The sequence below is a fragment of the Nonomuraea sp. NBC_00507 genome (genome assembly GCF_036013525.1).
Taxonomy (GTDB): Bacteria; Actinomycetota; Actinomycetes; order Streptosporangiales; family Streptosporangiaceae; genus Nonomuraea.
The window spans coordinates 11,728,413-11,743,328 of sequence record NZ_CP107853.1; the positions used below are offsets into that span (position 1 = coordinate 11,728,413).

8 protein-coding genes are annotated in these 14,916 nt (G+C 70.2%); 2 read left to right on the forward strand and 6 right to left on the reverse strand.

The window, feature by feature from the left end:
* Positions 1-2: 2 nt before the first annotated feature.
* The 6 genes from OHA25_RS55840 to OHA25_RS55865 form a co-directional block, all read right to left on the reverse strand.
* Positions 3-791 carry an alpha/beta fold hydrolase gene (locus tag OHA25_RS55840; protein ID WP_327584915.1) on the reverse strand — a complete coding sequence of 263 codons (789 nt, stop codon included), beginning with the start codon at positions 789-791 and terminating at the stop codon, positions 3-5.
* A 92-nt stretch (positions 792-883) separates the two neighbouring features.
* Positions 884-1,642, reverse strand: a complete 759-nt coding sequence (locus OHA25_RS55845; RefSeq protein ID WP_327584916.1) for an SDR family NAD(P)-dependent oxidoreductase — start codon at positions 1,640-1,642, stop codon at positions 884-886.
* Between the two features lie 101 nt (positions 1,643-1,743).
* Entirely contained in the window at positions 1,744-8,001 is a 6,258-nt protein-coding gene (locus OHA25_RS55850) for an RHS repeat domain-containing protein (RefSeq protein WP_327584917.1), read from the reverse strand.
* A 33-nt stretch (positions 8,002-8,034) separates the two neighbouring features.
* Complete coding sequence (locus OHA25_RS55855; RefSeq protein WP_327584918.1) at positions 8,035-11,289, reverse strand: LamG-like jellyroll fold domain-containing protein; 3,255 nt, start codon at positions 11,287-11,289, stop codon at positions 8,035-8,037.
* Between the two features lie 171 nt (positions 11,290-11,460).
* Entirely contained in the window at positions 11,461-12,165 is a 705-nt protein-coding gene (locus OHA25_RS55860) for an alpha/beta hydrolase (RefSeq protein WP_327584919.1), read from the reverse strand.
* Positions 12,166-12,181: 16 nt separating this feature from the next.
* Positions 12,182-12,472, reverse strand: a complete 291-nt coding sequence (locus tag OHA25_RS55865) for an ATP/GTP-binding protein (protein ID WP_327584920.1) — start codon at positions 12,470-12,472, stop codon at positions 12,182-12,184.
* Positions 12,473-12,540: 68 nt separating this feature from the next.
* On the opposite strand from OHA25_RS55865, the gene nucS reads away from it, so the two are divergent.
* A complete protein-coding gene (gene nucS / locus OHA25_RS55870) occupies positions 12,541-13,203 on the forward strand; it encodes an endonuclease NucS (RefSeq protein ID WP_327584921.1) in 663 nt (220 codons plus the stop codon).
* A 177-nt stretch (positions 13,204-13,380) separates the two neighbouring features.
* Positions 13,381-14,853: an aldehyde dehydrogenase family protein gene (locus tag OHA25_RS55875; protein ID WP_327584922.1), complete on the forward strand. Its 1,473-nt coding sequence runs from the start codon at positions 13,381-13,383 to the stop codon at positions 14,851-14,853.
* The last annotated feature ends 63 nt before the right edge of the window (positions 14,854-14,916 follow it).

Genomic DNA, 14,916 nt, shown 5'->3' on the forward strand with positions numbered 1-14,916 from the left:
GCTCACAGCCGTACGCCGCCCAGCTCCGTCCTGAGGAATTCGGTCACCGCCGCGTTGAACGCCTCCGGCTGCTCGACCGCGCTCAGATGACCGGCCTTGGGGATGACTTCCAGGCGGCCGTTGCCGGGCACGGCCCGTGCCATCGCCTCGGCGTCGGCGGGCGGCGACAGCTCGTCCTCCTCACCCACGAGGATCAGCAGGGGGACCTTGAGCGCGCCCAGCGTGTCGAACGAGTCGGGCCGCGCCGCCATGGCTCGCTGCGCCCAGGCGACGGCGCCCGGCGGCGCGGACTGCACCAGCCCTTTGACGCGCCCGAACACCATGGCGCGCCGCTCCTTGGTCGTGGGCCCGATGAGCGTCGGCAGCACGTCGCTGACCAGCACGTCGCTCCCGTCGGACAGCACGGCCTGCGCGATGCGCTCCCTGTTGTCCCTCGCCGGAGCCGGATCGGAGCTCGCCTTGGTGTCGGCCAGGATGGCGCCGAGCAACCGGTCGGGGTGCCGCCGGCAGAACGCCATGGTCACGTAGCCGCCCATGGACAGCCCGCCGACCACCGCCCTGTCGATGCCCTCCTCGTCCAGCAGCCTGGCGACGTCGTCGGCCATGAGGTCGAGCGACGGCTCGTCCTCACCCAGCCGCGACCCGCCGAAACCGCGCAGGTCGGGGGTGATGACCCGGCAGACCGTGGCCAGCCCTTCCCGCTGGGCCAGCCACATCGCCGACGACAGCGGGAACGCGTGAAGCAGCACAACCGGGAGTCCGGTCCCGGCCGATCTCGTGTAGAGCTGCACGGATCACACGGTAGCCGGGTTCGCGGCCGCGAGCACTCAATGTCATATGCCGATATACCCCCATAACGCGGACCGCTTTAGCGAGGGGGCGGTCAGATGGCGGTGGCGCCGCCGTCGATGAACAGGACCTGGCCCGTCATGTACGCCGACGCCGCACTGGCCAGGAAGACCGCCGGCTGGGCCATCTCCTCCACGGACCCCCAGCGCCGCATCGGCACGGAGCCGACCGTGGCCGCACTGGCCGCCTCGTCCTCCCAGAGATTGCGGTTGAGCTCCGTGGCCGTCCAGCCGGGGCACAGGGCGTTCACCCGTACGCCGGCTTGCGCCCATTCCACGGCGAGCGTCTTGGTGAGCGCCACCAGCCCCGCTTTGGCGGCGGCGTAGGGGGCGAGGAAGGGCGCGCCGAGCGCGGCCACCGACGCCACGTTGATGACCGACGCGCCGCCCCGCTCCAGCAGGTGCGGTGCGGCCGCGTGGCAGACGACCATGGCGGAGTCCAGGTTGAGCCGCATGAGCTTGTCCCAGCCGGACAACCGCAGGTCCTTGAACTCGACCATGAAGTTCGAGCCGCCGGCGTTGTTGACCAGGATGTCGAGGCGGCCGAGCGCGTCGACGGCAGCCGCCACGGCGCCGGTGGCGGCGTCGCGGTCGGTGAGGTCGGCGGGGATGACGACGGCCCGCCGGCCCAGCGCCTCGATCTCCTTGCCGACCTCGGCGAGGCTCTCGGCGGACCGGGACACGAGCGCGACGTCGGCTCCTGCCTCGGCGTAGGCGAGTGCGATGGCCCGCCCGATCCCCTTCGACGCCCCGGTGACCAGGGCCTGCTTCCCACTCAGATCGAACGCGCCCACGCCGCCGCCTCTCCTCAGTATCCCGGCCAGAACCGAACAAAATTCTAACCCGATGAGGCGGTGCCGGTGCGAGGGCCCCACGCCCCCGCACCGGCACGTGCTCAGAAGAAGAACCCGAAGAAGTCGTCCAGGCCGCTCTTGTCGAACCAGCGGGTGACGCCGGCACCCGTCTCGGCGATCGTGCCCGTCCGCGTGCTCTCCGGTTCGATCTTCTCCGGACGGAAGATCTGCTTCTCACCCTGGCCGGAGCCACCGGGCCGCAGCCGCGGCGGCGGACCGTCCGGGTACATCCGGCCGTCCCGGTAGACCGTGTAGGACTGGGTCGGCTGAATGGTGCCGTCGTTGCGGTAGACCTGCCCAGGGCGTGGCTGCATCGGCTGCCTGCTGTCCCTGGGCGGGGTCTGCCGCTGGGTGGCCCGGTGGCTCGTCGGCCGCTGCGCCGGACGCTGCCGCGCCCGCTGGATCCCGCTGGGGATCCGGCCGGCCCGCCTGTTGCGCGCCCTGGCCGCCTGGGCGGCCCGCCTGGCCGCCCGTGCGTCGGCGGCCTTCCTTCTCGCCTCTCTTCTCGCCGCCGCCGCGGCCCGCCGCTGAGCTCTGGCCGTGGCCGCCTTCCTGGCCCTTTCCGCCGCCTTTCTCCTGGCCTCCGCTTGGAGGCGCCTTCTGGCCGCCGCGGCGGCACGCTTACGCGCCGCTTCCGCGGCCCGCTTCCTGGCCGCCTCCGCCGCCCGCCTCCTGGCCTCGGCGGCAGCGCGCCGCCGGGCCGCCGCGATCGCGGCCCGCCTGGCCGCCGCCCGGGCCGCCGCGATGGCCGCCCGCCTGGCGGCGGCCATCGCCAGCCTCCTGGCGATGATCTGGGCCGCGATCCTCGCCGCGATGGCGGCGGCGAACCAGAACAGCTGCCCGTCGGGGTCGGTCATGGTGACGGGGCTGTTGTTGGCGTAGGCGTAGGCGTTGAGCTGCTGTGGCTCCGACTCCTCGATCACGGGGTCGACCGACAGGAACCGGCCGTGCTTGGGGTCGTACTCGCGGGCGCCGAGGTGGACGAGCCCGGTCGTCGGGTCCTGCGTGCCTCCGACGAACGCGCGCTGCCCGGGCCAGAACGCCGGTGGCGAACCCCGGTTCTCACCGAAGGGGGTCAGCCTGCGTACGGCCAGCTCGCCGGTCCCGGCGTTCACCGCCGCCTGGGCCGTGCCCTGGTGGTCGCCGGCCAGGAAGTACACCTGGTTGTCCGGCGTGCGTACCGCGATGGCCTGGTCGTTGATGGTGTAGTAGCGGGTCTGCTCGACGGCGTCCTTGGCGACGTCGAAGCGCAGCTCCATGTCGTCGATGTAGAGCGTGGCATCGGCCGGCGTCTTGCGGATCAACCGGTCGCCGTCCGCGCTGTAGACGAACGACGTCGTCTTGCCCGCCTCCGTCACCGACTCCAGGTTGCCCTCGGCGTCCCAGACCAGGCTCTGGTCCGAGGTGCCGATCTTGCGCCTGGTGGTGTTGCCTGCCGCGTCGTACGCGAACAGGTCCTGCCCGACGCTCTGCAGCGCGTGCGGCTGCTTGGCGCCCGGCGCGGGGTAGGTGTAGTCGCGGACGGTCTGGCCCGCGCCGCCCCAGGCGTGCCTGGTCTCCTTGATCCGGTTGCCGGTGGAGTCGTAGGCGTAGCCGACCGCGTATGGGGCCACGCCGCCGATCTTGTCCGACTGCGGGCTGCCGCTCGCGCAGTCGTCGGTGGCCGTCCAGGCCGAGGTCAGGCGGCGCAGGTGGTCGTAGGTGAAGCACTGCGTGTCCTGGCCGCTCGCCCTGTCAGCGATCTTGGTGATGTTGCCGACGGCGTCGTAGGTGTAGGCAAGGTCGAGGTCGGTCGCGGCGGCGGCCTCCCGGTCCAGCCGCATGCTGGTCAGCCGGCGGGTGGTCTCGTCGTGGGTGTAGGTGAGCCAGGTCTTCCTGCCGCCGGTGCCCAGCTCGTACTGCAGGGTCTCGCCGAGCTTGGAGTAGCGGGTCGCGGTCACGTACGACGACAGGCCGGTGACCTTGGTCGGCTGGCTCTGCTCGTCGTAGGTGTAGACGACCGACTCCTCGGCCAGGCCGCCACCCGCCGGGAAGCTGACCGACTGGACCTGGTCGTCGAGCGTGTAACGGGTGTTGAGGATGTACGAGCCGGCCAGCTTGCCCTCCCGCTCGGGGATGGTGACCGTCTGGCGCAGCGTGCGGTAGTGCGAGTCGATGGCGTTGATCTCGGCCTTGTACGCCTGCCCGCCCACATAGCGGATGCTGGCGTTCATGTGGCCCTTGGCCAGCCCGTCGTACTTCCACTCGGCCAGCAGCGGGCCGGTCGCGGAGCCGTCACGCAGTTCCTTCTTGCGGCCCAGCTCGTCGTAGACGTACCACAGGGTCCTGCCGCGCGCGTCGGTGGTGCTGACCAGCTCGTCCGCGTCGTTGTAGGTCATGGTGGTGACGCCCTTGTCGGGGTCCTCCGCCTTGATCTGCCGGCCGCGCAGGTCGTAGTGGTGGCGCCACACGTTGCCGGCGTGGTCGGTCACCGTGGACAGCCGTCCGGCGTGGTCGTAGGTGTACTTGGTGGACTCGTACTCGCCGGTCGGGGTGGCGCCCTTGTACTGGCGCAGCTCGATGAGCCGGTCCTCGGCGTCCCCGATGCGGGTGGTGGCGGTGCCGCCGGGCGGCGGCGTCACGTGGATCCGGTCGCCTTCCTGCACCGTGCTGACCCGGTACTTCTCCACGCCCTTCGCCTTGAGGATCTGAGCGTTGACGTCCCCGGTGCCGTCGAAGGCCGACACGACTTGGGTGGGCACGTCGGCGTCGGCGACCGCGAGCAGGTCGGTGGAGGGGGCGCCGGTCGCGAAGTAGCCGGTGTTGGCCTTGCTCTGCTGGCCATGCGAGTTGTGGAAGGTGTCGGTGATCGTGCGCCCGTCGCGCAGCGCCGGGTCCTGCGTCTGGTCGTCCCTGGGCGCGGGCTCCTGGGTCTGGCGCTCGCGCATCAGGCCGTCGTACAGCTCGTGGCTGGCGGAGTAGGTGCCGTCGGCGTTCAGCGTCTTGGTGGTGACGACGCTGGGGCCGTCGGTGCGGATCACGTAGGAATACTCGGTGCTGGGCGACTGGTTGGCGGCCTTGCTGCGGTCCGGCTGCCAGACCTTGGTCAGGCGGCCGAGCGCGTCGTACTCCAGGTCGATGCGGCGGTTGTTCGCGTCGACCTCGGCGACCGGCTCGCCCCAGGCCGGATTGACCAGGGTGCGCTCGAGGTGGCCGAGCTGGTTGGTCTGCGTGATCTCGGTCGGCGGCGCCCCCGCGGCGGGGGTGTAGGTGGTGGTGGACTTGGTGCCGACCGCGTCGGTCTCGCTGGTCTCGCGGCCGTAGGCGTCATACGTGTGGGTGCTGTCGATGATCGTCGCGCCGTCCCCGGAGACGAGCTGCTGGACCGAGGTCACGTCACCCTTGCTCGGGGCCTGGCCGAACGCCTGGCCGTCGTACCCGACCTTCTCGTCGGAGATCACCTCACCGGCGGCCAGCGTGGACACGGCGGTGCCGCAGCTCGCTGACACTTTCTGGATGCGGCTGGTGTAGTCGAGCATCCAGCTGGCGTCGTTGCGTGCGTAGGTGTAGCGGACGCACTGGTCGTCGTCGGCTGTGGCCAGGTCGCCCTTCTCCTCGACCTGGGTGAGCAGGCCCTTGGCGTCGTACGCGCGCTCCTCGCCGGTACGCCGCCACGTGCCGCCGGCCATCGCGGTCCGGGTCACCATGGACTTCGGCTCGACCAGGTGCGCGACCTTGGTCACGCCCCCTTGCGTGGACTCGGCGGTCTTCAGCGACCACGGCTGCTCGACGGTCGCGGTCAGGATGGCGCCGCCGTCCCCGTCGTAGGTGATCTCTTCGCGCTCGAGCCCGGAGTACTGGTCGAGGTCGTCCACCGTGCCGCCCTCGGAGTCGGCCACCTGCGCGGTGCGCTTGGAGCCGTCGGCCTGCTTGTCGCCGTGCATGCCGCGGAAGTAGCGGAACTCGGTGAGCGTGCGCTTGGTGTCCTGCCCGTCGCCCTCGCGGACCCGCACCCGGCCGAAGCCCCGGAAGTCCGACCACGTGCGATGCTCGGGCTTGACGAGGATGTTGTCGGCGTAGTGCCAGGCGGCGCCGTCCAGGTACTCGTAGCTGGTGACCACGCCCGGCGAGCCCGCGACGCGGTCCACCTCGATGGTCTGCGCGACCACGTACTTGTGGAACCAGTCGGTGACCTCCGGCTCGGCCGGCGGCGACCAGCGCTGCGGGAAGCACAGCCGGTTGTTCTTGTCGGCCGTCGGCACGTCGCCCGGCTTGCAGTCGGCGGGGGCGTAGTTCACGCGCAGCTCGCCGCCGGACTCGTTGTTGACGGCCTGGACGCGCCACTTGACCAGCGGAGCGCGACCCTCGTTGGCGTCCACCCGGTTGGGCAGCTGGACGCCGGCGAACGTGACCTTGGGCAGCGTGATCGTGCCGCCCACGTGGCCGGTCTGCTGGACCGAGGCCAGCCACAGCGAGGGGCTGAGGCCGTCGCCCGTCGCGGGGAACTGGTGGGTCAGTGTCCAGGAGTCCACCGGGTTGTACACGCCGGAGCCGTTGTTGATCTGCGTGGTGACCTTGGTCAGCCGCTTGCGCGTGAAGAACGTCGGCGCCAGCCGGTCGGTGCACGTCACGCCGGCGTTGCAGATCTGGTCGAACGGCACGTCCGGCCAGTGGCTCGCGGTCTCCTTCTTGAGCTGGTCGGGGGCGCAGGTGATGGTGCCGCTGGGCAGGCAGCGCTCGGCCACCTCGAACACCACTCGGGCCGCCGGGGCCTTGGTGAACAGCTCGTTCTGCAGGTAGCCGTAGTCGATGCGGGTCAGGTAGGCGCCGCGTACGTACGAGGTGCCCAGCTCGGGCTTCATGTTGCGGCCGTAGTAGTTGGTCTCGCGCTCGTACCAGTAGGTAGTGGCGTTGCCGTGGGTGTCGACGGAGTAGTCGAGGTTCCACCGGTAGGCCTGCTGGCACCAGGCGTTGGCCGGGGTGCTGTTGTAGCAGGGCTCGCCGCTGTTGTTGCCGAACACCGGCGCCGTCTGGACCGACTTGGTCTCCGGCTTGCCGCTCGCCCAGCCGGGCAGGCGGTTCAGGCCGAAGGTGTACTGGGTGCCGTCGGCGGTGGTGACGCGCCAGTACTCGCCGTTGTTGTCGCCGTTGGCGGCGCCGGTGAGGTATTCGATCCTGGTGCCGTCGTCGCGTTTCGGACGCCACTGCTTGGTCGTGGCGTCCTTGATCAGCTCGATGGCCGAGTTGCCGAGCGACAGGGTGGCGTTGTCCTGGTCCCAGCACAGGTCGCCGGTCTTCTTTCCGTCGATCATGCAGGACTTGTAGCGGCGCTCGATGTAGCCGCTGGGGTTGAGCTCGAAGCCTTCACCGGCCCAGGACGCCTGGTTGTTGGTGGAGACGGTGCGGCCGTCCACGCTCTGGGAGGAGTAGCCGAGGGAGATCTCCGGCTCGTCACCGCCCAGCGCAGGTGGCGTACGCAGGTCGTAGCCCCAGGTGAAGTCGCCGGTCTGGGTGCCGACGCTCCAGTCGGCGGAGGGGGCCAGCGAGGTGGCCGAGTGGTCGCCGGAGGGGCCGGAGGCGGCGGCCGTCAGGGCGTAGACGGTGCCGGTCTCGACCTCGGCGGTCAGCGTGCCGTTCTTGGGGTTGTTCTCGCTCTTCACCGGCTCCGGCTGCGGGCAGTCCACGGTGGCGGTGGCGGCCTTGAGCCCGCACTCCGCCAGCTTGACCATCCGGAGGCGGGCGCCGTAGTCGCCGCCGTAGGCGTAGCGGAAGCCGGAGTAATCGATCTCCAGGCGGGTCGTCGCCGCCGCCTTGGCCGCCGCGACGCCCTGGCCAGGCGACACGCGCATCGCCAGGCCGAGCCGGTCGGTGTCGAGCAGCTCCACGCTCACCGGGTCGGCCGCGGCCTCGCCCTTCTGCGGGGCCAGCCGGACGGGGAAGCCGTCCGCCAGAGTGGTGGCGGAGGCGCCGCCCAGCTCCGCCTTCCGCTGCTTGGGCCAGGTGATGCCTGGTGGCGCCTTCCACGCCTGTTTCTGCACGGGATCGGCGATCGGCGGCAGGACCGGCACCTTCGTGCCCTTGACGGGGGCTTCTTTCTGCGTCGAGGGGGCCGGGCGGGCGGCGGCCGAGGCGGGCATGGCGTACGCCAGGGGCACCACCAGGACGATCGAGAGGACGGCCGCCAGCCGGCGCGGCCAGGGGGATTCTGGCTTGGCTTCCCGGAATCGGTTCCAGGAGGAGTCGGGAAGGTCGGGTTCGTCGGGTTGTTGAGGTCGGTTCCAACGGGATTCGGGCAGCTCTAACTCACTCGGCAGGTCCATGAACCTCTCCCAGTCGGAGGTGCTGGTCGGGTATTACTGGGCTGCTAGCTGGGCGATCTGCTCGGCGCTCAACACGCCGTCGTACGCGCGCACGTCGTCGACGGTCCCCGGCCAGTAGCCGGTGAAGACGCCCGCGGCCTTGGTCCGGCCGAGTTGCAGCGGGCCGGTGGCGTTCCATGCGCTCAGGTGATCGGTGACGGTGGTGGTGGACAGGCGGCCGTTGACGTAGATCCGGAGTTCGCCGGCCAGCGCGTCGTACACGCCGGCGACGTGGGTCCACTCCAGGGGGTTGGGGATGGCATCGGAGCGGGTGCGCACGAGGGCCGCGGTGTCGGTGTCGGCGGCGGCCATGCCGAGCATCCACCGGCCCTGTTCCTTGTCGAAGCCCAGTTGGAAGCCCGCGGCCCGGCTGCCCGGCTGGGAGACGGCCGCCGTGTCGCGGGTGGGCAGGTAGTCGAGCTGGGTCCAGGCCGTGACGGTGAAGCCGTTCCTGGTGTTGATCGCGGAAGCGGTCGTCTGGGCGTGGCCGCTGACGCCGTCGAGCGCGAGGGCGCCGTCCAGCCAGCCGGACGTCCACGAGGCGGCTCCGGACAGCGTCGCGGCGGTCGCCCGGCCCGAGGAATCGCCCGCCGACGCGCCGGACTCCTCGTCCAGCGTCCAGTGGCCGACCAGCGTGGCAGCGCTGTTGACCAGATCGGCGACCTCGTCGGCGAACATGGCGCGGCCGTAGACCCGCACCTCGTCGACGTCCCCGGGCCAGTAGTCCGAAGCCGCCCCGTTGACCTTCCCGCGGCCGATCGTCAGGGGGCCGGTGGCATTCCACGGTTGCGCGATGGCGGCCGTGCCTTCGGGCCTGCCGTTCACGTAGAGCGAGATCTGGCCCGCCGCCGAGTCGTAGACGCCGGCCAGGTGGGTCCATTCGTTCAGCCTCGGCGCGGCCGCAGAGAGGGCGCGCACGGTGGCGGCATTGTCGGCGTCCGTGCCTGCCCTGGTGAGCGCCCAGCGGTCGTCGGTCTTCGAGTACTGAAGGGCGAAGGCGCCTGTACGCGTGCCTTCCTGGGTGACGAGCGTGGCCGTGCCCGCATTGGAGGTCAGGCGGGCCCAGGCGGTGACGGTGAAGTTGCGGCTCGTGTCGGTGATGGGGCCGGCGGTCTGGGCGTAGGCGTTGGCCAGCTTGAGTCCCGCGCCGATCCTGCCGGTCGTCCACGTGGCGCCATACAGCGTGACGGGGTGGGCGTTCGCGGCGTCGCCCGCCACGGTGCCCTGGCCCTCGTCCATCCTCCAGTGGCCGCTCGGGGCGCGGCCGGCGTTGACGTTGAAGACGTAGGTGCGGATCGGGCCGACCTGGCCGGCGCGGTCCCTGCTGCGTACCGACAGGACGTTGGGGCCGTCGTGGCGCGGTGTGAGCTGGACGGTCACGGTGCCGTCCGGGCCGGGTGCGACCTCGGTGCCGGGCGTCGCGTCGAGCCCGTAGACGTAGGCGGCCACGTCGGTCACGCCGTTCGGGGCGAACGTGAAGGAGCCCGCCAAGCCCACGCCGTCGCTCCAGGTGTTCTCCGCGTACTGAGGCGAACTGATCGCCGGCTCCCTGCCCGGGGCGGTGGCGTCCACGGCGGCCTCGCACCACGGGCCCCACGCACTGTCGGCCTTACCGTCCTGCGCGCGCACCCGCCAGCGGATCAACGCACCGTCGGCGTACGCGCCCTGCGGGACGGTCGCCGAGAACGCGGTGCCGCTCGATCCCACAGCCGTGACGTACTCGCCCAGCTTCGCCCCGGCGGCCGACCACCACTCGAAGTGGCCCTTGACCGAGTTGTCGGCGTCCTTCAGCCTGGCCCAGAGCTTCGGCGTGGCGGTGCTGATGACCGGCCGCACGTCACCCGAGCCGCAGGCGCCACCCGGGTCGGACCAGACGTCGGCGGCGACCGGGGCGGTGGGGATGGAGTTGTACTCGATGACCAGGCTCGGGTTGTTCCTGAACTTCTTCCAGGCCCAGTAGTCGGTCTCGCTGGTGGCATAGAGACCGATGGTCATGGTTGGCCATTTCTTTGCGGCGGCGTCGGCGGCCCACGACGTGACGTCGAACTCCACACCGCCGGGCAGGCAGGACGAGCTGTAGCCCTTGGCCACGTTCACCGTGGAGAGCAACCTGCTCTTGGTCGGCGGGTTGTTCCAGGTGGTGCTCTTGCTGATCGCGCTCGTCCCCCAGGCCTCCACCTTGCGGGCGCTGCAGGAGTACGACCAGGTCTCGTACGTGCGCAGCGTGGCCTTGATGATCTGCTTGCCGTGAATGGTGGAGCCGGTGGCCATCTGGAAGAACGAGCGGTTCGTCTGGGTGGAGCTGATGTGACCGACGCGGGCGACGTCGCTGGAGTTGAGGTAATTGGAGTTGGGCCAGTTGCTCCAGACCGCCGTCCACGAGCCGCGCGCGGCCGAGAAGTACGGGTCCAGATAGACCGGGAACTTGGTCTTCTGGTCAGCCAGCATCTTCTGGTCAGGCTTGAGCCGCAGCTGCCTGCCCGCGAGCTCCACACCCATCCTGGCCTCCCGCGCCTCCGGGGAGCGGCCTTCCTTGAGCACCTGTGGGCTGGTGATGCCCTCGGAATCCCACATCTTCGGGGTGGGCGCGATGAAGATCGTCCCTCCGCCCTCGTCGACGGCCTCCAGGTTGCCGGCCTTGTCCGTCTTCACCGAAAGGCCCTGGCTGGCGAACGGGTAGGTCAGCTCGGTCAGTCTCGCCGCCGCGGCCCGCGACTTGACCACCAGGACATGCGAGAAGCCGTCCACGTCGGCCGTCACCTGGAGGTCCACGCCCGGCATGACCTCGGCGTAGGTGGCGGTGTCACCGCTCAGCGTCGGCGCGGGCAGTGTGCCCGGCCAGCCGAGCTCCAGAGCCTTGGCGCCGTGTGACAGGCGGGCGAGCGGGGCGGTCCCGCCACCCGAGAACGTCAGCCCGACCGCCGCGGCGACCGGCTCCACCGCCCCGTCCGGGCGCCGGCGGAGCGTGGTGTCGACAGCGGTCCACCGGCCGTTCTGGCGGACGCGTACCGGGCGGACGTGCTGCTCCAGGGTGTAGGTTCCGTCTGGCTTGGCGAAGACCTGGCGGGTCTCGCTGGTCAGCGCCGCCACCTCGACGGGCCGGTTGTCCCGCCGGGCCAGAGCCGCCGCGTCCCGCTCCGGCGAGACGACAGCGGCCGGCGGCGTGTCCGCGGCGGCGACCGGTCCTAAGGGGATCATCACGATCGGGAACGCCAACGCCGCCGCACTCAGAACACGCACAACCCGCATCTGTCCTCGCCCATGGTGAGCTGGGGTTACGCGCGGGACGAAGGACCGCCCGGCGTCTCCACGATCTTCGGTTGACGATCGGATTGTGACTCTGGTCACGACAGCGGTCCAGAGTTTTGCGCATTCTGCTCAAAAAATCCTTCAACGCCCCGATTTAGGTGGAAATATCCGTCACACCGTCGTCGGGAGCGGCCACGCCGCCGGATTGACGCGCTTGACGATCTCGTTCAGCGCGATCCGCACGTACGGCTCCCCCACCCACAGGTGCTTGGCCCCGTCCACCCCGACGACCTCGGCCTGCGGCACCCGCGCGAACCGCCTGCGGGCCTCCTCAGGCCGCAGGTAGTCGTCGAACTCCGGAACCAGTGCCGTCAGGGGCCGCCCGAACCGCGCCCACGCGTCCAGATCGTCGTCGGTGGCCCTGTGCAGCGGCGGCGACAGCAGGATCGCGCCCTCGACCAGCGGGTCGTGGGCCCACTTGAGCGTCAGCTCGGTCCCGAACGACCAGCCGACCACCCAGACGTGCGGCAGGTCGTGGTATTCGGCGTATTCCAGCGCCGCCGCGACGTCGAACCGCTCCCCCTCACCACCGTCGAACGTGCCCTCCGAGGTGCCGCGCTCCGACGAGGTGCCCCGGGTGTTGAAGCGCAACACGGCGAGGTCGGCGAGCGCCGGCAGGCGGTTGGAGGCCTTCTTGTAGACGTGGCTGTCCATGAAGCCGCCGTGAGTGGGCAGCGGGTGCAGGGTCACCAGCGTCGCCACGGGCGGCCGGTCCTCCGGCAGGGCCAGCTCACCGACCAGGGTCAGGCCGTCACCCGTGTGCAACTCGATCGGCTCACGCCTGGCCGGCAGCACGCTCGCCGCACGAATTTCCACCTCTTGGGGGTCCCTTTCAGTAGCGACTGCGGCCGGGGCCGCGGTCCAGTCTCTTGCGCCAGCATGCCTGATGCCAGTGGCGGCGCTCCTCGTCGCCTCCCGCCCAGGTGGGCCAGGCCACGAGGTGCGGCTGGCCACGGCGGATCTCCTGGTCACAGCCGGGACAGCGGTAGTCCTTGGTCGAGGAGGCGCCGTTGAGCATGCGGACCTTCCACTCGCCGTCCGGCCATTCCTCCACCTTGTCCAGGCCGGTCGGGAAGCCGAAAGGGCGGGAGGACTCCCTGCGGCGGGCCCGTCGGGGGCTCATCCTGTGCCGTATGCAGACCGTTCGAACGCCATGCGTCCAGTTTTCCAGAGCCGCTAAGGTGGGTCGTCATGCGGCTGGTCATCGCGCGATGCAGCGTGGATTATGTGGGACGGCTCACGGCACACTTGCCGATGGCGCCGAGGCTCGTTCTGATCAAGGCGGACGGCAGCGTGAGCATCCACGCCGACGACCGCGCCTTCAAGCCGCTCAACTGGATGAACCCGCCGTGCAAGCTCAAGGAGGACGGCGACACCTGGACGGTCACCCACGGCAAGACCGGCGAGAAGCTGGTCCTGACCATGGCCGAGATCCTCCACGACTCCAGCCACGAGCTGGGCGTCGACCCGGGGCTGATCAAGGACGGCGTGGAGGCGCACCTGCAGGAGCTGCTCGCCGAGCACATCACGACGCTGGGCGAGGGATATTCGCTGATCCGGCGGGAGTACATGACGGCGATCGGGCCGGTGGACATCCTCTGCCGCGACGCGCTGGGCGCGACCGTGGCAGTGGAGATCAAGCGCCGTGGGGAGATCGACGGCGTGGAGCAGCTCACCCGATATCTCGAGCTTCTCAACCGGGACCCGCTGCTCGCCCCCGTCCGCGGCATCTTCGCCGCCCAGGAGATCAAACCCCAGGCGAAGGTGCTCGCTGTCGATCGCGGCATCGACTGCGTCACGCTCGACTACGACACCCTCCGCGGCATCGAACCCTCAAACCCGACCCTTTTTTGATCTTTTACGCGGTGCCGTGGTTTGCCACCCGCCGTAAGTCGGCTGGTGGCCCTCCAGGAAACGGCCTCTGACCCTTCAGTGGTGACTCGCCGTTACGCGAGCCCATGGTCACCGGGGTGCGGGGTTCACCTTGACCCGGAACTAGTAAGCATGGGCTTACCCGTCTATCGTGGCGCCATGGGCACGCTCACGTTCGACTCACTCGATCCGGCGACCGGCGCGGTCGTCGGCAGCCACCCCAACCAGGGGCCTGACGCCGTCCACGAGGCCGTCGGACGGGCCGATGAGGCGGCGGCCTGGTGGGCCGGGCTGGGTCATGAGGAGCGCCGACGCCGTCTGCTCGACTACAAGGCCGTGGTCACCCAGCATCTGCGAGAACTCGCCACGCTCGTGCACCAGGAGACCGGAAAGCCGGTGGGCGACGCCACGCTGGAGATCGTGCTGGCGATCACTCATATCGACTGGGCGGCCCGCAACGCGCGGAAGGTGCTCGGCCGCCGCAGGGTCGCCACCGGGATGATCGGGCTCAACCTGGCCGCCACGCTCGAATACCTGCCGCTGGGCGTGGTCGCCGTGATCGGCCCGTGGAACTACCCGGTCTTCACCCCCATGGGCTCCATCGCGTACGCGCTCGCGGCGGGCAACGCGGTCGTTTTCAAGCCGAGCGAGCTGACACCCGGCGTGGGCGTGCGGCTGGCGGAGTTCTTCGCCGAGTCGGTGCCCGAGCACCCGGTGTTCCAGACCGTCACCGGGCTGGGTGAGACGGGCGCGGCGCTGGCGGGCGATCCGCGGGTGCGGAAAGTGGCGTTCACCGGCTCGACCGCCACGGCCAAGCGGGTCATGGCGGCCTGCGCCGAGAACCTCACCCCGATCGTGGCCGAGTGCGGCGGCAAGGACGCGTTCATCGTGGACGCCGACGCCGACGTGGCAAGGGCCGCGGACGCCTGCCTGTGGGGCGCGATGTCCAACGCCGGGCAGACGTGCGTGGGCGTGGAACGCGTTTACGTGGTGGACGCGGTCTATGAAAGTTTCATGCGCGAGTTGTCCGGCCGAGTGGCGAAGGTGCGGGCCGGCGAGGACTACGGGCCGATCACGATGCCGGGCCAGGTGGACATCATCAAGCGGCACATCGACGACGCCGCCAAGTCGGGCAAGGTCGTCGCGGGCGGCCCCGCCTCCGTGCGTGCCCCGTACGTGGACCCGGTGATCGTCGAGGACGTGCCCGAGGACTCCCCCGCGGTCCGCGAGGAGACGTTCGGGCCGACGATCACCGTCCGCCGCACCCGCGACGCCCACGAGGCGCTGCAGCTGGCCAACGCCTCCGCTTACGGCCTGGGTGGGACGGTCTTCTCGAAGAACGTGCGCCGGGCTATGGAGCTGGCCCGCATGATGCGGAGCGGGATGACGGCCATCAACTCGGTCATCTCCTTCGCCGGCGTCCCGGCCCTGCCGTTCGGCGGCGTGGGCGATTCGGGGTTCGGGCGGATTCATGGAGCCGACGGTCTGCGCGAGTTCGCCAGGCCCAAAGCGATCTCCCGGCAGCGGTTCGCGATGCCCGGAATGAACCTGACATCGTTCGCGAGAGGGCCCGCCGAGCTTGACCGGCTGATCAGGCTCGTCGCGTTCTTGCACGGCCGACGTAAAAGATAATCTTCTTACCCTTTCCCAAAACGGATCGATCCGTCCATAATTGTGTGCTCTGGGGGCCACGAT